Source organism: Paenibacillus favisporus, from assembly GCF_040545415.1.
In the GTDB taxonomy this organism is placed as follows: domain Bacteria; phylum Bacillota; class Bacilli; order Paenibacillales; family Paenibacillaceae; genus Paenibacillus_AQ; species Paenibacillus_AQ favisporus.
In genome coordinates this window covers 1,656,326-1,673,806 of record NZ_JBEPLV010000001.1, presented here as the reverse complement: position 1 = coordinate 1,673,806, position 17,481 = coordinate 1,656,326, and the positions used below count along the sequence as shown (strand labels likewise).

The 17,481-nt window shown below is 51.3% G+C and carries 15 protein-coding genes and 1 riboswitch; of the genes, 12 read left to right on the top strand and 3 right to left on the bottom strand.

Translation table 11 applies throughout. The annotated features are described in order from the left end of the window. Window positions 1-28 precede the first annotated feature (28 nt). The 12 genes from ABID47_RS07785 (at window position 29) to xerS (ending at window position 15,425) form a co-directional block, all read left to right on the top strand. Window positions 29-1,030, top strand: a complete 1,002-nt coding sequence (locus tag ABID47_RS07785; protein WP_354495574.1) for an ABC transporter permease — start codon at window positions 29-31, stop codon at window positions 1,028-1,030. Between the two features lie 3 nt (window positions 1,031-1,033). After that, window positions 1,034-1,888, top strand: a complete 855-nt coding sequence (locus tag ABID47_RS07780; protein WP_076165305.1) for an ABC transporter permease — start codon at window positions 1,034-1,036, stop codon at window positions 1,886-1,888. A gap of 24 nt (window positions 1,889-1,912) precedes the next feature. After that, entirely contained in the window at window positions 1,913-2,911 is a 999-nt protein-coding gene (locus ABID47_RS07775; protein WP_354495573.1) for an ABC transporter ATP-binding protein, read from the top strand. After that, on the top strand, window positions 2,908-4,020 hold the full coding sequence (locus tag ABID47_RS07770) for an ABC transporter ATP-binding protein (RefSeq protein WP_354495572.1): 1,113 nt from the start codon (window positions 2,908-2,910) through the stop codon (window positions 4,018-4,020). Before ABID47_RS07775 ends, ABID47_RS07770 begins: the two co-directional genes overlap by 4 nt. 38 nt (window positions 4,021-4,058) lie before the next feature. Then, window positions 4,059-4,259: a hypothetical protein gene (locus ABID47_RS07765; RefSeq protein WP_354495571.1), complete on the top strand. Its 201-nt coding sequence runs from the start codon at window positions 4,059-4,061 to the stop codon at window positions 4,257-4,259. 537 nt (window positions 4,260-4,796) lie between these two features. Beyond that, the gene (locus ABID47_RS07760; protein ID WP_147306261.1) at window positions 4,797-5,120 is read left to right on the top strand and encodes a hypothetical protein; all 324 of its coding nucleotides are present in this window, start codon (window positions 4,797-4,799) and stop codon (window positions 5,118-5,120) included. 222 nt (window positions 5,121-5,342) lie between these two features. Continuing rightward, a complete protein-coding gene (locus tag ABID47_RS07755; protein ID WP_354495570.1) occupies window positions 5,343-7,514 on the top strand; it encodes a PrsW family glutamic-type intramembrane protease in 2,172 nt (723 codons plus the stop codon). Between the two features lies 1 nt (window position 7,515). Beyond that, complete coding sequence (locus ABID47_RS07750; protein ID WP_354495569.1) at window positions 7,516-7,845, top strand: hypothetical protein; 330 nt, start codon at window positions 7,516-7,518, stop codon at window positions 7,843-7,845. A gap of 126 nt (window positions 7,846-7,971) precedes the next feature. Further along, window positions 7,972-9,003, top strand: coding sequence for a phosphotransferase enzyme family protein (locus ABID47_RS07745; RefSeq protein WP_354495568.1), 1,032 nt, complete (start codon window positions 7,972-7,974; stop codon window positions 9,001-9,003). Window positions 9,004-9,208: 205 nt separating this feature from the next. Then, window positions 9,209-9,372: riboswitch (cyclic di-AMP (ydaO/yuaA leader) on the top strand. A gap of 134 nt (window positions 9,373-9,506) precedes the next feature. Next, the gene (locus ABID47_RS07740; RefSeq protein WP_354495567.1) at window positions 9,507-11,330 is read left to right on the top strand and encodes an APC family permease; all 1,824 of its coding nucleotides are present in this window, start codon (window positions 9,507-9,509) and stop codon (window positions 11,328-11,330) included. Window positions 11,331-11,616: 286 nt separating this feature from the next. Continuing rightward, window positions 11,617-13,881 carry a glycoside hydrolase family 3 N-terminal domain-containing protein gene (locus ABID47_RS07735; RefSeq protein ID WP_354495566.1) on the top strand — a complete coding sequence of 755 codons (2,265 nt, stop codon included), beginning with the start codon at window positions 11,617-11,619 and terminating at the stop codon, window positions 13,879-13,881. Window positions 13,882-14,354: 473 nt separating this feature from the next. Then, window positions 14,355-15,425 (top strand): tyrosine recombinase XerS, encoded by a 1,071-nt coding sequence (gene xerS / locus ABID47_RS07730; protein WP_354495565.1) that lies wholly within the window; start codon window positions 14,355-14,357, stop codon window positions 15,423-15,425. A 110-nt stretch (window positions 15,426-15,535) separates the two neighbouring features. Here the strand turns inward: xerS and ABID47_RS07725 are convergent, their stop codons facing one another. The 3 genes from ABID47_RS07725 to ABID47_RS07715 form a co-directional block, all read right to left on the bottom strand. Then, on the bottom strand, window positions 15,536-15,802 hold the full coding sequence (locus ABID47_RS07725) for an NUDIX domain-containing protein (protein WP_435530592.1): 267 nt from the start codon (window positions 15,800-15,802) through the stop codon (window positions 15,536-15,538). A gap of 105 nt (window positions 15,803-15,907) precedes the next feature. Beyond that, complete coding sequence (locus ABID47_RS07720) at window positions 15,908-16,087, bottom strand: hypothetical protein (RefSeq protein WP_354495564.1); 180 nt, start codon at window positions 16,085-16,087, stop codon at window positions 15,908-15,910. Window positions 16,088-16,451: 364 nt separating this feature from the next. Further along, window positions 16,452-17,306, bottom strand: a complete 855-nt coding sequence (locus tag ABID47_RS07715) for an ankyrin repeat domain-containing protein (RefSeq protein ID WP_354495563.1) — start codon at window positions 17,304-17,306, stop codon at window positions 16,452-16,454. Window positions 17,307-17,481 lie beyond the last annotated feature (175 nt).

The window sequence follows — 17,481 nt, the reverse complement described above, 5'->3', positions numbered from 1 at the left end:
GCCGGATAAACACTTGGAGGTGACAGGAATGAGCCTGAAAGGGGTCTTAAAAAGAATCGGTGTTTCCCTGATCACGGTCTTCCTCGCGATGCTGCTTACGTTTTTCCTGCTGCGGATGACGCCCGGCAGTGCGATCGATACGTGGGCGAGGGACTTTGCCACTCAGCGCGGGATGAGTCTCGAGGAAGCGTACCGCCAGATTACGGCCATGATCAATTATAATCCGAAAGAGCCGATATTCACCCAGTTGGGACGGTACCTGGGGGGACTGCTGCACGGCAATCTGGGCATGTCCATGATCTATCAGAACGTTTCGGTAAACGAAATTATCGCCAACGCGCTGCCATGGACGCTGTTTGTGCTCAGCGTGTCGCTCGTCATCAGCTTCTTGATCGGCATTAACCTGGGCGCCATGATGGCGTTCAAGCGCAAGACGGTCCTGGATCCGATCATTTCGATCTATGCGATCCTAACGTCTTCGGTGCCTAACTTTATCGTCGGCATCCTGCTGCTCGTTATTTTCGCCTTTCAATTCGGTTGGTTCCCGGTCAACGGGGCTTATGACCCGATCGTGGAGCCCGGCTTTAACCTTCCGTTCATCCTAAACGTGCTGTATCACGGCGCGCTGCCAATTCTGACTTACGTCATTACGACGATCGGCACCTGGGCGCTGACGATGAAGGGGAGCGCGGTCAACGTACTGGGTGAGGATTATATCGTCGCCGCCAGCATCCGCGGGGTCTCCGAACGGACGCTGATGAGCCGTTACGTCAAGCGCAACGCTATGCTGCCGCTGATTACGTCGCTGGCCGTCAATTTCGGCTTTATGCTCGGCGGATCGCCGCTGATCGAAAATGTGTTCAGTTATCCCGGTATGGGCTATTACATCGGGCAGGCAACACAACAGCGCGACTATACTTTGATGCAGGGCTTGCTGCTCGTGACCAGCATCGCGGTCATTCTGGCCAACCTGGCCTCGGACCTCATTTATGCCAAGCTGGATCCGCGCGTCAAGCTGGAGGAGGGCTGACGGATGAGTCAAGGATTTATCGATTTCTGGCAGACGATGTACCGCAACAAGAAAGCGTTCTCAGGCATGATCATCCTGGCGATCTTCATCTTTATGGCCATCTTCGGGCCCATGATGGCCTCGCTGGACATGACCGTCAACTTCGACGGCCGGTATAAGAGCCCGTCCTTCGCCCACTGGCTTGGCACCGATTACGGCGGCAGGGATACATTCCTGCAGCTGGTGTACGGTTCCCGGGACGTGCTGTCGATCGGGCTGTTCGCCGCCCTGTTTACGCTGGTGCTCGGATTCGTGATTGGGGCGGTATCCGGCTTTGTCGGAGGCAAAACCGACACGGTGCTGATGTTCATCACCAACCTGTTTCTGACCGTTCCAAGCTTTCCCGTGCTGATGATCGTCGCCGCGCTCGTGCAGATCAAGAATCCGGTCATGTTCTCCTTTATACTGGCGGCATGGTCATGGGCGCCGCTCGCCAGGGCGATCCGGTCCCAGCTGCTGTCGTTGAAAAATCGCGAATTTATTATCGCCTGCCGGATTATGGGCCTGAAAACGCCCTATATCTTGTTCCGGGAGATTCTTCCGAACCTGACGCCGTATCTGGCGATCAACTTTATTATGGCGGCCCAAGGGGCCATCGTTGCCAGCGTCGGTCTGATGATGCTCGGTCTTGCTCCATATTCCCCGACCAACTGGGGGATGATGATCCAGCTGGCCGTACAGAACACCGGCGGCATCTTCAACCCCAAAGGCTATATCTACCTGATCTCGCCGATCATGTGCCTGGGGCTGTTCCAAATGGCCTGCATCTTTTTCAGCAACGGGCTGGAAGAGGCGCTGAATCCGAGACTGAGATCGTAAGGGCCGGCGATGAAGGAGGAGAAAATGATGGAACCATTGGTCGAAGTGAGGGGGCTGACGATCGAATTCCCGATGCGCGCAGGTCTGCTGCGAGCCGTCAATGAAGCCGATTTTGTCATCCCCAAGGGACAGATCACGGCCCTGGTCGGGGAGAGCGGAAGCGGCAAATCCACGATGGCATCCGCCATCATGCGGGCGATTTCGGTTCCCGGACGCGTTGCCGGCGGATCGATTACGTTTGATGGCCGTGATGTGATGAGCTTGAGTAAGAAAGAACTGCAGGCTTATAAATGGGAGCAAGTGTCGATGGTGTTTCAGGCGGCGCAGAACGCGCTGAATCCCGTCGCCCGAATCAAGGATCAGATCATCGAGACGTTTCGGGCCCATTCCAAATCGTATACGGAGAAGCAGATAGTGGATAAAGCACGGAATTTGCTCGATTATGTCCGGCTTGATCCGGACCGGGTACTGAATTCGTTCCCCCATGAGCTCTCGGGCGGGATGAAGCAGCGGGTCATGATCGCCTTCAGCCTGCTGCTCGATCCGCAGCTCGTCATCCTCGATGAGCCGACGACTGCGCTGGACGTGATCACTCAAGCTTATATATTCGATATTTTGAAAAAGATCCACAAAGATATGAATATTACCATGCTGCTCCTGACCCACGATATCGGCGTCGTCGCCAAAGCCGCCGACCGGGTCGGTGTGATGTATGCAGGCAACGTCGTCGAAGCCGGCGATGTCTACGATATGTTCAAGCGGCCGAAACACCCCTATACCGCGAAGCTTATGAAAGCTGTCCCGAGCTTGTATGAAGACGTGTCGGAACGGAAGGGGATCCCCGGATCTCCTCCGGATCTGCTCAACATGCCGCCGGGATGCCCGTTTCACCCGCGGTGCGAATATGCGCACGCGAAATGCAAGGAACAGAATCCGATCAAAGTGTATACGCCCGCTGGGCATGAAGTCGCTTGTCATTTATATCCGAATCCCGAGTCGGTTGCGGAGGTGCGTACGTCATGAATGCCAGAAATATCGAATTTGAGGTAGAACCCAGACAGCGGCTGCGGGAAGCGGCCAGAACGGAGAGTTCCGAGGTGCTGATGCGGCTCGACAGCGTAAGCATGTATTTTGAACGGAGCCAGGGCATGTTTGGTCCCCCCCAGAAAGTGGGAGCTGTCGTCGATGTCAGCCTGGACATTCATCCCGGCGAAATCATCGCACTGGTTGGCGAGAGCGGATGCGGAAAAACGACGCTCGGGAGCATCATCACGGGCCTGCAGAAGCCGACTTCAGGCAAGGTGCTGTACAAGGGACAGGAGATAACGAAACTGAGCGGCGAGAAGGCGAACCAATTCCGCGGCGACGTTCAGCTGGTGCAGCAGGATTCCTACGCCGCGCTGAACCCGATGCGGACCATTTACCAATCGCTGTCGGCTCCCATACTGCAGCGTAAAATCGTCCGCGGCCGCAAGGCGGCCCGGGCGCGGGTCATCGAGCTGCTGCAGACCGTCGGCCTGACGCCGCCGGAACGCTTCCTCGATAAATACCCGCACCAGCTGTCAGGCGGCCAGCGCCAGCGGATTCTGATGGCCCGTGCCATTTCGCTGAATCCGAAGATTATCGTGGCCGACGAGCCCGTCTCCATGATCGACGTGTCGCTGCGCATCTCGATCCTGAACCTGATGTCAGAGCTGAACCGCAAGCTGGACATCGCCATCATCTATATTACGCACGACCTGGCAACGGCCCGCTACATCGCCGGAAGGGGCCGCATGGCCGTCATGTACCTCGGACGCGTAATGGAGCTTGGCGGGGTCAACGATGTCCTCAGCCATCCGAAGCACCCTTATTTGCAGGCGCTGCTGTCCGCCGTTCCGACGCCCGATCCCGAAATCGCCAAAGCGATGGCGGAGCTGCCACTGCGCAGCCTGGAGATGCCGAACGCGGCCAAACCGCCGACTGGCTGCCGCTTCCATCCGCGGTGCCCGATGGCCACGGACCGCTGCTCCTCGGAAGAGCCCCAGCTCCGCTTGGTGGGCTCGGAGCAGACGGCTTGTCATTACGCGGAGGAGGCGCATGAGCTGTGGCAGCGCAAGATGGCTGACATCGGCGCCATCAAAAGCGTGTGATGGGCGACTTCGGAGCACTGTCCAGAATCGTTCTTTCAATGTCACTAGTCCTGCTGCTGCTCTGTTTCGTCTCCCTGACGGCGGTAAAGCCAGGCACAGGGCCGTATGTAGTGGTTGTTCTGTCGGTCTGGATCAATATCATTCTCTCCGGCTGCATTATTCTCGTTTCCGTCTGGCGGAAAATGCGGGATGCCAAGCGCCGCAGGTTGGAAGAGGCTCAGGAGCCGGAAGGAAAATGAAATCCGGTTGAACAGGTGGATATGTAATGATTAATGGCATGAATTAATTACCGAATCACCCTTAAAAAGCACGATTCCCGTTGTGGGGAGCGTGCTTTTCGGTTTCATAGGCACGATGTTAAAGGAAAAAGAAGATGTTACCATTTTTATTTAATCACATTAATTATAAACATCATTAATAAATGTCCATCCCCGTCATGACCCGGCAGAGTCTTGCCCCGCATATACAGGTTAATATCAAGTTGAAATCCTATTTAACTGATCCTTCAGAAGTATCCGCGTCCAACAATGTAAAATTTCTATTTCGCATCGGGTCAAACCCCGTAACTCTTGCCCGTATACTCACGTCGTTAATATAAACACACGTATATTCAAGCCGTAGAGGGAAGGAGCAGGAAGTTGGAAAAGGAAAGCAGACGGCTTCTTTTTATACTGATCAGTGCAATGTCTGTTACAGCCTTGGTCGTACTGGTGATTTTGAGTGCAGGCCTTTTTTTGGACCGAAACCTGCGCTCAAGTACGTTGCAGGAGGCGAGGGTGCTTCTTCGAAGCGAGCTTCGTTTTCCTGATGAAGATCAGATTCGCTCGGTCCAGGTGTATGACGATAAATTTATGGAGCCAGAGATTCGAATCCGTTACCCGAATGGATTACGCTTGTCCGTCACCCGGCTGCGTAGTCCGTCCCCTTATCCGGTTCTGTCACACCAGAAAGCCGTTCCATCCACGAAGGAGCTTCGCGATGACCAAACGGAGAAAGTGGTGTATCGTTTCGTGAAGGATGATTTTCTGTATACGCTGCACGGGGACGTCCCGGAGCAGGTTATTTCGGACACGGTCCTGCAGATCTTCAGAAACGAGTGAACAGGGGCGGATTGATTATAGGAGCTATGCACCACTCGCGCCGGTTAGCGGCGGTCTTTCGGCTGGCCTTAGTCCCCTTGGAGGGGGAAAATGGTCCAGTTTTGGTTTGCATCCCCATATTCACTGCCCAACCCAAGACGAATATAAGGTATATTGGGAAGAAGCGGATCTTATATCTTCACAGCTCTTGTCACGACAGCCCCTCAGAATCAGGGTGATGCCATGAAGGAGGAGATTGAAACGGATACGATCTGGAACATCCGAAACGGAATCAGGGATATCGCCGAAGGGGTGTATCGGTGGGTGCAGGAAACGCTCCGGCGCCTCCCCTGGCTCAAAACCTTATATACGATATGGTGCTGGATATCCCTTTTGTTTTTTATCCTGGGCCTGTTCCTGTACCGGGATTCACGCACGATGCTCGTCCAGTATTTATGGTCTTTTTATGTCATGCTGCAGTTTTGGTTTCTTTGCCGGAGCAAAACATTTACCTGGAAGCAGGCGGCCATGTTTATGCTGCTGGGCATCTTTCTCGTCATCCCGGTCACGGCGCTGACGCTGCTCGCGGCTCACGGCTTGTTTGGCGGGGATACGCGGGACACCTGGTCCCAGGCCGTCTTGACCCCGATCTTCGAGGAAGTGTGGAAGCTGCTGCCGCTCGGTCTGTTTCTGCTTTTTTCACGGCGCGCCTCTTCCATGAGCCTTGCCGATTATACACTGGCCGGAGCCGGGGCGGGCGTGGGCTTTCAATTGATGGAAGAGCTGACGCGACGCTGGCTGAACTCTGGCATCATCGGACGGACGTACGGCTACAGTGTGACGATGCTTGGAGGGGAGACGATCCATTGGGATTTTTGGACGCTGTTCCCCGGCCGGTTTGAAGAAAGCATCTTTCCGACCATCATGTCGGTCAGTCATCCCGTGCACACCGGCATGATAACCTTAGGGCTCGGTTTAGCCGTGCGTTTGCGCAAGCGGCTGAGCGACGCCATCTTCGCCCTGCCGGCACTGCTGCTCGTCTGGTCAATCATCGATCACGCCGCTTATAACGGTCAGGGATCACTGCCGGACTGGTTTATGAAAATCAGCGACCTGACCGGCAGCGGATACCGGACGAAAGGCGTGTTCCTCCTGATGCTGGTGATTGGGCTCGTCCTGGATTACGTCTCGTTGAATCGGGTGAAAAGCCGGCTGCCGAGAATGGAAGGCGAAGGATGGATCAACCCGGTGTCAGAGCTGTGGTATATGCTGGAGTCTCTCTTGACCCGCAGGGAACGGCTGGCGAGCGTCATGTCCTGGACCCGGGAGCGCAGGGAGCTGGGCTTCTCGCTCCTATACGGCAACCAGGAAGCCGCCGCGCTGCAGGGTGACCTGCAGACGAGGATGCTGAAGCACTTCCGTGCCGCCGCCGGTGTAACCGCGCTCCTTCTGGTGGTCGCCGGGCTGGTGGGCTTCGCCGCTTATTTCCAGGCGCACGTCCATCCCGCCGACCCGGCTTGCTTCTCATGCATGTTCGATTCGCTGCAGAACTGGTGGGACCGCCTCGGTTTCTGGGAAAAAAGCGCCATCGTGCTCGGAGCGTTCGCTTTGTCGTTAATGTTCGTCAGCTTCTGGCCGGCACTCGGTATTGCCTTAACAGCAGCGAGCATACCGGCGAGCGGCCACGAAATCGCTAAGGATATCCGCGATCCGAAAAGGCTGCTCACCCCCGAAAATGCGATCTCTACGCTGCTTGCGCTGGCGCTGAGCCGTGTTCCGTTCGGCAGGCTGGCCGAACGCTTCGGTAAGAAAGGCGGCAGCAGGCTGAAGGATTGGTTGGAGAAGCTGCTTAAACGGCGAAAGGAGCCGAAGCCGGAACCCGACCTGCCCAAGAAGCCGCATAAGCCGGATGGGGAGGATCCTCCGCCAAAGAAAGAGAAAGATCCCGAGGAGCAGCCGCCGAAGAACGATGCAGACGATTATGTGCATTGGAGCAAAGCGAAGTACCGCGGGGTAGAGCTCCACGATGCCAAGAACGGAGCGCTTGGGGAGTTTGACGGCGTCGATCTGGAGAAGGGCATCTTCTATGAAGCCAAGTCGGCGCAAGGGCTCGACCGCATCCATCCAAAAACGGGCAAGCCGCAGCAGACGCCGCAGCAATTTACAGATAAGCAGTTGTACCAGAAAACGAAGGTGCGGATCAACAACCTGATGCAGAAGGCGGTTGGGACGCGAACAACGCCTGACGGAACGACGGAGATCCCGACGCTGGAGCAAATCAAAGGAATCCGGCATTTCGAGTTTCAGCTGGACGGGGACTCGCCGGCGTTACGGGCAGCCGCGGAGAACAGCTTGAACAAGCTGCGTCAAGAATTCCCGGATTATACATTCAACATTCGATTTGGGGTGAAATAACATGTCAATCAGCGCAATTATCGTGGACCCGGAAGACGAATTTGAACGGTCCTTTATGCTGCCGGTGGCGACGGAATCCTTTTTCCAGAAATACTGGGTGCCGGCGGTGGAAGAGTTGAACTTGCAGTGGGTCGCGCTTTTCCAGGACGGTACGGACGTTGAGTCCGAGGACATCCCAGCTGTCTTGGGCGAAGTGTCCCAGCTTAAAGAATGGGCGCGAAGCCACATGCATGGGGATGACCTCGACCACATGTTACGCAGACTCGAGCTGCTCGAGACGGAACTGCCGAAAGCGTACAGGCGCCGCGGTGCGGTTGTCTACATCGGTTAGCATTGGTGAATAATAGATGATTCTAATCTCATACGAGGTGATTGCGATCAAGTCCGGGTTACACAGACACCGGGCTTGATTGCTTTTATCCGCGCTACGTGATGAAAAGGGAAAGGGGAGAGCGAAGTGAGGCAGTCTTATCGAATGGACGAAGGGGCTTTTGTGCATCACTTGAACGAAGCTTACGGAATCGCTGCCCGGAGGCTTATTTTTATCCCTTATGGAGATTCAGCCTATTCTTACCGGGTGGAGGGAGAAAACGGAACGCGATACTATATGAAACTGTTTGACCATAGCAATGACAGCCACCGCCAAGGCATCCTTCGGTGCAGCCGTTATGTGCCGTTTATGTGGGAATTGCATCAGACCGGCCGCTTTGTGGAGCTGCCCTGTCCGTTTCGAACCTTAAGCGGTGCTTTCCTGCTTTCCCTCTCCGATTGCACAGCGGTGCTGTTTCAATTTATCGAAGGGGAGACCTGGGCTGAAGCTTACCCGTTTTCCAAGCATAACTTGGAGCGTATTGGACGACTGGCTGCGCGGATTCGGAAGTTGATTCCCTTTACTGCCACATCCGGCCTTTCGAGTGAAACGTATGATGTCTCCTTCTCCGAACATTTGATCCAATGCCTGGAGCAGCTTGAGCATCTTCAGCCCGGTGCAAGTCCCGCTAGCCAGCTGCTGCGTGAGCTTGTTATCCCTCAGCAAACGCGCATAACCGAGCTGCTGCACCAGATAACAGGGGTTCGTGAACGTCTCGTGCTTGACCCGCCCCCCAATGTGCTCTGCCACGGTGATCTGTGGGGAGGGAATCTGATGGAGACCGCGGACGGCCGGCTGGTCGTTCTGGATTGGGAAGCAGCCATGCTTGCGCCACCAGAGCTGGATATCGTGGGGTATATCGGGGACGGACTGGGTCATTTTCTCACAGGGTATGAGCAGGAACTAGGACAACAGATGGAGCTGAACCCGGATTTGCTGCGTTATTATGCATACCGCCATCATTTGAGAAACCTGACCCATTGGTGCATGAATATTTTGCATCGCGACCTGGAGCCGGACCAGCTGGATAACGACCTCGAAATGGTCCGGCATCACTGCTTGAACCGCTTGGAGAACGTAGAGGCTTCACTGAGGAATGCGGCGGATCGAAATATTTAGAAGCCTGATATGAATTTAATAGCGTAAACAAGCGATATGCACAGCTACAGCCAGAAATTAATAGATTACCGCCTTTGTAAGCGTTGACATGAAGTTCTTTTGAATTTTTTCATACGTATCTCAAACCGTTTGCTTCTTTACAGCAGGCATCCGGAAGGAGTAAGATTCAATTCGTAATCGTGAACTTGTGAACCTGAAACGTAATACTCCTTGATCGCTGAATTCTGAAATCAGGAGCGGGGGAACCAAAGGGAGGAAGTTAAGCCTTCGTCCCAGGGGTGAATCACTTGATGTTCATTTATTAAGTGTAGGGATACTTTCGGTCCCGAATCCGTCAGCTAACCTCGTAAGCGTTTTGAAAGAGGGATTTGTCGTGCGCGTAAAGCCACGGGAAGGTCCAGCTTTCCTGCGGCTTTTTTTGTTGTGCCCAAAAAGGGTTGAGCACGTGTCTAACGGGTACATCATGAGCATTTCAACTCTAACACTGGCGGTGACAAACATTTATGGCAGCATTGAAAAGACTTCTGATTGGACGGCCGCTGAAGTCTACCGAATTGGGAGAACAAAAACTGAACAAGAAAAAAGCTTTGGCCATTCTATCCTCCGATGCGCTGTCGTCCGTAGCGTATGGGCCGGAGCAAATTTTGCTGGTTCTTGTCACAATCAGCACGGCGGCGTTCTGGTATTCGATACCGATCGGAATCGGCGTATTGATTTTGCTGGCTGCACTCATTTTATCCTACCGGCAGATCATCTTCGCTTATCCGCATGGCGGCGGCGCTTACGTCGTCTCCAAACAGAATCTGGGAATCTATCCCGGGCTGGTGGCCGGCGGATCGCTGCTGGTAGATTACATTTTGACTGTTGCGGTCAGCGTTTCGGCTGGCACGGACGCGCTGACTTCGGCGTTTCCGGCGCTGCACGAGCATACGGTGGGGATTGCCGTCACCTTCGTCATCCTCATTACGCTGCTGAATTTGCGGGGCGTCACCGAGTCGGCCTCCATCCTGGCTTATCCGGTGTATCTGTTCGCCTTCGCGCTGTTCATCTTGATCGGCGTCGGTATGTACAACATCGTGACCGGTCACGTTTCACCGCATTTGCATACGCCGGTCGGGACGCCGGTGGCGGGGATCAGCCTGTTCCTGCTCTTAAAAGCTTTTGCTTCGGGCAGCTCCGCCCTGACCGGGGTCGAAGCGATCTCGAACGCCATTCCGAACTTCAAAGATCCGGCCCCGAACAATGCGGCGAAAACCTTGATGGCAATGGGGATTCTGCTGGCTGTACTCTTCTCGGGCATCGTATTTCTTGCTTATTATTTGGGCATATCCCCAAATTCCCAGGAGACGGTCGTATCTCAGATTGCCAATCAGACGTTCGGACGGAATTTTATGTACTTTTTCATCCAGGGCACGACGGCACTGATCTTGATCCTGGCGGCCAATACCGGATATTCGGCGTTTCCGCTGCTGGCGGTCAATTTAGCCAAAGACCGGTTTATTCCCCGGATGTTTACCGTCCGTGGCGACCGATTGGGATATTCGAACGGAATCATCATTCTTGGGCTACTGTCCATCGTGCTGATCGTCGCCTTCCACGGACAGACGGAACATTTGATCCCACTATACGCGGTAGGGGTATTTATCCCTTTCACGCTCTCGCAAACGGGAATGATCGTCAAGTGGATCCGGGAAAAACCGCAGGGTTGGGTGACGAAGCTCGTGATCAATACGATCGGCGCGCTGATCAGCTTCACGGTGTCGGTGATGTTCTTCGCAACCAAGTTTGCGCAGATCTGGCCGGTACTGATCTTTTTGCCGCTGATCGTGTATCTGATCCACCGGATCAAGAAGCATTATGAGGCGGTTGGCGAGCAGCTGCGGCTGTCGACGTGTGAGCCGGCGGTACCGATTGAAGGCAATGTGATCATTCTCCCCGTTTCGGGCATAACGCATGTCGTGGAGCATTCCCTGAATTATGCGAAGTCACTGGCGGCGGATCAGATCATTGCGGTATATATTCCGTTTGAACGTGAAGAGGAGAACCGGTTTGAGGAAAAATGGCAAAAATGGCGGCCCGACGTGCGCCTTGTGACGCTGCATTCTCCGTACCGGAGCATCATTCATCCGCTTAGCAAATTTATCGATACGGTGCACCGGAAAGCGAGCGAATCCAACTACCAGGTCACGGTGATCATTCCGCAGTTTATTCCAAAGAAAAGCTGGCACAATCTGCTGCACAACCAGACGAGCTTGATGATTCGGACTTATCTTTTATTCCGCAAAGATGTTGTTGTGACGACGGTACCGTATCATTTAAAAAAATAGCGATTCAGATGGTTCAAACCATTCGTAATCAGGCCCCGGCATCTGTGCCGGCGGTCTTTTTTTGCGTAAATGCAGCGGATATATATGAAGGGAAAGGGTAATCCCGTGGGAATAATGGCTTGAGCGTAATGGCTTATGAGTAAGGGCTTATGAGTAAGGGCTTATTTCCTGCAGAGTAGGGGATGCCTTTTTTCATGATGTGTCTGGAGTCGAGGCAATATCGCAACAAACGGTATGTCACTCGCGTCTAATCATCGTACCTAGAACAGCAACAGGAGTGGAGCAGATGAATGTAAAACTGATGACGATATTCGGTGCCGTACTCGGTTCTGTGCTCGTATGGGCAGGAAGCACAGCTGCGGAAGAACGATTTATTGATCTGCAGCACTCGAAGTGGGCGGAAGACGGCATCACCTATATGGCCGAACGGGGAACCGTCGCCGGATATGGCAATGGGAAATTTATGCCTGAAAGGCAAGTCACAAGAGCGCAGGCCGTTACTTTCATGGTGCGGGAACTTTATCCGCAGGAGCTGCAGCAAGAAGCGGACGGCGGCATGGCCTATACAGATGTGCCTAAGAACCATCCTTTTTATCTTGAAATTGCCATCGCCGCAAAACATGGGCTGGCCAGCGGATTTCCTGACAGCACATTCCATCCGGATGCACCGATGAGCCGTGCCGAAACGGCGGCGTTTCTTACACGGGCCTATTCACTCGTAAAAGGCCAGCACCCCGTAACATTGACGGATACAGCAAAGCATTGGGCGGCAGCGCCTATTCTCATGATGAGCTCCAACGGATTGATCGGCGGATATTCGGATGGCACCTTTCGTCCGGACCGATCTGTGACGCGAGCGGAGTTTGCCGTATTTATGTCACGGGTCATTCGCTTCGAACGTCAAGGAGCCATTCAGGCACAGGATTGGGATAAGCTGATGTCGTACATGACCGTAAGCGAGCAGGTCGGCCAAATGCTCATGCCTGACATCAGGCAATGGAACGGGCAAGTGACGACTACGGTCAATGAAGGGGTCAAACGCAGCGTTCATGATCAGGATTTGGGCGGACTTATTCTTTTCGATAAAAATATCGTAGACGTTCGGCAGGTCACCACTCTGACGCATGATCTGCAGATGGAGGCAGGCGACATTCCGCTGTTCCTTGGCATCGACCAGGAAGGCGGGGTCGTTAAACGAATCCCCGGAGGTACGAATCTGCCGGGTCAAATGGCGCTGGGTGCAACTGGAGATACAACGCTCGCCGAAGCGGCCGGACGGCTGACCGGGGAGGAGTTGAAGGCGCTCGGGCTGCAGGTCAATTTTGCGCCGGTGCTCGACATTAACAGCAATCCGGATAATCCGATTATCGGAATGCGGTCGTTTAGCTCGAATCCGGATTTGGTGACACGAATGGGTCTTGCCGAGATCCAAGGACTTCGGCAATCGGGAGTGATCGCGGCGGTCAAGCATTTTCCCGGCCATGGGGATACGGTTGTAGACTCCCATTTGGGAATGCCGGTGCTTTCGCATGATCGGGAGCGGCTCGATGCGGTGGAGCTCAAACCGTTCCGGTCTGCCATCGATAACGGAGTAGAGATGATCATGACCGCACATATAGCGTTTCCAGCTGTAGATAACGATCACGTCACATCGCTCAAGGACGGAAGCAGCGTGCCGATTCCTGCTACGTTATCCAAGAAGGTACTGACCGGATTGCTCCGGGGGGAGCTTGGATACAAAGGCGTCATCATTTCCGATGCCTTCACGATGAATGCGATCGCGGAGCATTTTGGCGAAAATCAAGCTGTGGTACGTGCCGTTTCCGCAGGTGTGGATATCATCCTCATGCCGCAAGATCCGGCAACCGCGCACCAAACGCTGGTGAACGCAGTGAAGAGCGGGGAGATACCGATCGAAACCATCCATTCATCAGTGAAACGGATTTTGGAGCTGAAAGCGAAATACGGTTTGTTTGACCGCAGCGAAAGCCTTACGCAGCAATTGGCCGCGCTTAATGGTGTCATTGGTTCCGAGAAGCATCGTACAGTGGAGCGGGAAATCGCAGAGCGAGCGGTCACCTTGTTAGCCGGCCGTGACGGTGCGCAGCCGGATCAAATTCGTCAAGGCGATCGGGTTGCGATTGTCGCAGCCGATGAGGAGCAGGTGAAGCAGCTCGAGAGACAGCTGAAGCAAACTGCAAATAACCTATCGCTGAAAACAGTAACAGCCCTAGTCGGGCAAGGAAAAACGAATGAGGCGCTTCAGGCGGTGGATCAAGCGGATTACGTCATCCTGGCTTCATATCAGTTCCGTAACGTGGCCAGTCAGTTTGGCTGGGCCGATGATCAAACGTTGATCGATGAGATGAACAAACGTAACAAGCGTTATACGCTGTTATCGCTGGGCAATCCGTATGAGAAGATTTACATTCAGAACATCCGTTCTGGTATCGCAGTTTACGGTAAGCAGGAGCCAAATACAGCCGCCGGGATCAAAGTGCTTCTAGGCCAACTGAAAGCCGGTGGGGTGCTGCCGGTGACAATTAAGTAATTATGATCAAGATGGTGGTTATTGACCTAACCGGGTTTAAGTGGTTGGGTCAATAAGAACAACTTAGCAATAATAGCCCGCGCATAAGCGCGGTTTTATTGTACTTTTTTAAATAATCGGAAATAAATGATCAGGTTCATTATTATAAGAACGATTTAACGATTTAGATGGAGTTGCTGTCCATGAATATCAGCGGTGCAAATCTATAACTAGGCGATTGTTCGATGACGTAATATATAAATTATAAGCTAAGCCAACTACACTAACACTAAAGCACAATGAAGATCATTCGTAATGATAATAAGTATCTTATCGCGGAGCTTTTTGGAACCTGGGTATAGAGGATGTGATAGGAAAAAGCGCCGCATACTGAATTCTATATGGCCATCTTTATAATTTATAATTACGTAAAATAATAATTTGACGAATAAATATATATAAGTTATTCTGTACATAAGGAGGTTTAGCAATAAATGGATAAAAACACGAAGCTGCATTACATGAAACGCGTTGATGATAAATGTGCGGAGCTTCCCTGGTACGTGACCGAATACATCGATAGCCGCAAACGCAAGCTGTTGCACACGACGCTGCTGAATTACTGCCACGATTACCTTATCTTTTTTGATTGGCTTGTGGCTGAGAAACTCGCTGCGGATGATCGTAAAGACATTGAATTGAATGTTCTGGAATCACTGACCGTGCGCGAAGTCGAAAATTTTCTGTCATTTCTGGAGTATCAGCTGGGCAACAACAAATACACGATCAACCGGAAATTGTCGGCGTTAAAGTCGTTGTTTGATTACCTGCAAAACAAGGCTGAAACGTCAGATCTCAAGCCGTATATTCAACGAAATGTGATGGCTAAGATCGACTTTAATTCCATTAAGGAAAGCCAAGAAACTGTCGCGAACCGCATTGAGGGCAAAATCTTACGTGAAGACGATTTTGAGAAGTTCCGGCAGTTTGTGGCATATGATTTCGGGGAACTGAACAAAAGCAACAAACGTATGGTCCGGTTCCACGAATTTAACCGTGAGCGGGATACGGCCATCGTATCGCTGATCCTCGGGTCAGGACTGCGTTTATCCGAGGTAGCGGGAATCAATATTGAGGATTTGGATATGAACAAAGGCCAAGTGCGCGTGCTGCGTAAAGGCAACAAAGAACAATATGTTTATTTTAGCCAGCAAGCCTTATTAGACCTGGAAAGCTACTTGAAAATCCGGGAAACGCGATATGTACCGGAAAAATCAGAAAATTACTTATTTATAGCAGCGCCAATCGGCCGCAAAGGCAAAAGCCGGCGGTTAACGCCGAGATCGATTGAAAAGCTGATCGAAAAATACGCTGCAGCGTTTGGTAAACCGGCACTGACGGTGCATTCCTTGAGACATTCCTTCGCAACCCGCTACCACCTGGAGAACAACGACGTACCGAGGCTAAAGAACCAGCTGGGGCATTCATCAATCCAGACGACGATGATCTATACGCATTTAACGGATGAAGAGATGAGAAAAGCCGTTAACAATATGGATAAGTGATTGAAGTAGTGTAAATTATATAAAAATAAAAAATTGGGCCGTCATCCGGCCGTTTTTTTGACACATTTTCACAAAACTCGTATTTTGTACATATGTCTTTACATACGAAATCAAACCCAAGGAACATCAGTCACACCATCATACCATTTAATAAAAATCCCTGTATTTGAATAGACACCAATTAAGTAGCTAACCGTAGTGTCAATTCCACTTTCCTCTTTGATTTCGCGAATCAAACCATCTATCAGATTTTCTCCAACTTCCACTTGTCCTCCAGGGTATACCCAACCACCGTCACGAGTTTTTACTAAAAGTATATTTCCTTGCCCATCTTCTACAAATCCACCTGTGGCAACGATATGCGTTGGGAATGGCATATTACGACCTCCTCATGTAGTAATGTTTGTATATTTATTCCACAGCCTTCTCACACTACCCTGCTCGTTAGCTTAATGAAATTGCATGGAAACTTAGTTAGATATTTATCTAATCGGTAATAGGCTCATGTTCTTGTCCTTTTCGGCAATCGGTACAAGTTCTTGTCCCGAGCCAAGGACAAGAACTTGTACCGATAAAACAAAAAAGCCGCTATTTTGGCGACTTTCAAAGGGACCATGTTTTTGTCCCCCGACAATATATAAGCTGCCGGTGCTGATCGGCAACTTCTTCCTTCTTCCTGTTCGTTTATTCTTCCTTCTATTTTGAACCGTCTTGGTCGGCACTAATAATTGTGAACTTTGACTTTATACGAATTCATACCTCATAAAAGGAAAAAGTGTAATCTTGGCCGCATCTTAGCCATTTAGCCCCCCAAGATTCCCATGTCTGACTATACCATAAGATCCTTCTTACACTATTATTATTTTGGTCAAAAACTTCAAGTCCTAAAGTACCAGCCTGCCCACCAGGAGTATTTCCGTTACGGAAGTAGCCCCCCCCAGTTCCGCGAGGATTGATTATACCCGATCTATATCCTCATCTTCTTCTCAACTCCTCAAGTTCCTCAATTTACTTTATAATTCCTGTTCAAGGTTCAATTACTGGATCCAGTTTGGTCTCCTCTAACCCTTTTTTACAAGCCGACACATACTCATCAAAGTGTTCTCCAGTATATGCAGGGAGATTTTTATAATATCCAATCGCAATACCGTTAATAGCATGAACAACTCCATCGATACTTACAACCATTGCCCCCACCCCACTATTCGGGCACCCTATAATGTCTCCGTAAATAGTTCTATAGGCGCTAGAGTCTGGATGATTTACAAGTGTATCCAATACTTTAATTTCATCACTTTGAACTCCTCCTAGCCGCTTTTCTATCTCATTTACGGAGTTCTGTGTTTCTAACATTGGCTTAACCATAGAATAAAAGGTATCTCCTTGATTATTCTTTATCGTTAAATCCGCATCCTCATCTATCATTCGATCCAATACTTCTAGAAATACATCAATAGGAATGCCTCCTCGAGCGGCAAATTTCATCAATGGAGTATCGCCTACTAAATTCACCTCGTTTGGATTAGCTCCCTTATCCAAAAAGTAATGTATCGCCTTTACATTGGCTAAATCTGCTGCAACAAAAAAAGGACTTTCTCCGGATTCATTTTTCAATGTAATATCGGCACCCGCTTCGACCAACGATTGAATGATCTCGATTTCACCGGAGAAAACCGCTGCATGAAGTGCAGATTCTCCTTGGTAAAGCTCATTTATTAATTCTGGATTACCTTTAGCTAACTCATAAACTTTAGCTGTATCTTTATCTCGAACAGCTTTAAATAATGGTGGGACATTTGATTCATCTGCTACCTTCGATTCGTTAGAGCAAGCAGTAAGTAATATAACCAAGGAAATTAACAACATAATTTTTTTAGACATAGAATCCTCCAAGTTTCCAATAATAGTAGTAATCTCAACTATATATCGGCCTGATTTTGGATGAAAATTAGATATTATCTATTGAGCCCATAGGATCTTCGATGCCGCAGCACAAAAATAACAGAAAAAGCAACTGTCGCGTGGTATCCTGCCCGTTAGCCTAATGACTTTTTGC

Bases quoted from the DNA above. Each gene is read 5' to 3' on its own strand.
- ABID47_RS07785 (WP_354495574.1), top strand. From the start codon at position 29: ATGAGCCTGAAAGGGGTCTTAAAAAGAATCGGTGTTTCCCTGATCACG.
- ABID47_RS07780 (WP_076165305.1), top strand. From the start codon at position 1,034: ATGAGTCAAGGATTTATCGATTTCTGGCAGACGATGTACCGCAACAAG.
- ABID47_RS07775 (WP_354495573.1), top strand. From the start codon at position 1,913: ATGATGGAACCATTGGTCGAAGTGAGGGGGCTGACGATCGAATTCCCG.
- ABID47_RS07770 (WP_354495572.1), top strand. From the start codon at position 2,908: ATGAATGCCAGAAATATCGAATTTGAGGTAGAACCCAGACAGCGGCTG.
- ABID47_RS07765 (WP_354495571.1), top strand. From the start codon at position 4,059: ATGTCACTAGTCCTGCTGCTGCTCTGTTTCGTCTCCCTGACGGCGGTA.
- ABID47_RS07755 (WP_354495570.1), top strand. From the start codon at position 5,343: ATGAAGGAGGAGATTGAAACGGATACGATCTGGAACATCCGAAACGGA.
- ABID47_RS07750 (WP_354495569.1), top strand. From the start codon at position 7,516: ATGTCAATCAGCGCAATTATCGTGGACCCGGAAGACGAATTTGAACGG.
- ABID47_RS07740 (WP_354495567.1), top strand. From the start codon at position 9,507: ATGGCAGCATTGAAAAGACTTCTGATTGGACGGCCGCTGAAGTCTACC.
- ABID47_RS07735 (WP_354495566.1), top strand. From the start codon at position 11,617: ATGAATGTAAAACTGATGACGATATTCGGTGCCGTACTCGGTTCTGTG.
- xerS (WP_354495565.1), top strand. From the start codon at position 14,355: ATGGATAAAAACACGAAGCTGCATTACATGAAACGCGTTGATGATAAA.
- ABID47_RS07725 (WP_435530592.1), bottom strand. From the start codon at position 15,802: ATGCCATTCCCAACGCATATCGTTGCCACAGGTGGATTTGTAGAAGAT.
- ABID47_RS07715 (WP_354495563.1), bottom strand. From the start codon at position 17,306: ATGTCTAAAAAAATTATGTTGTTAATTTCCTTGGTTATATTACTTACT.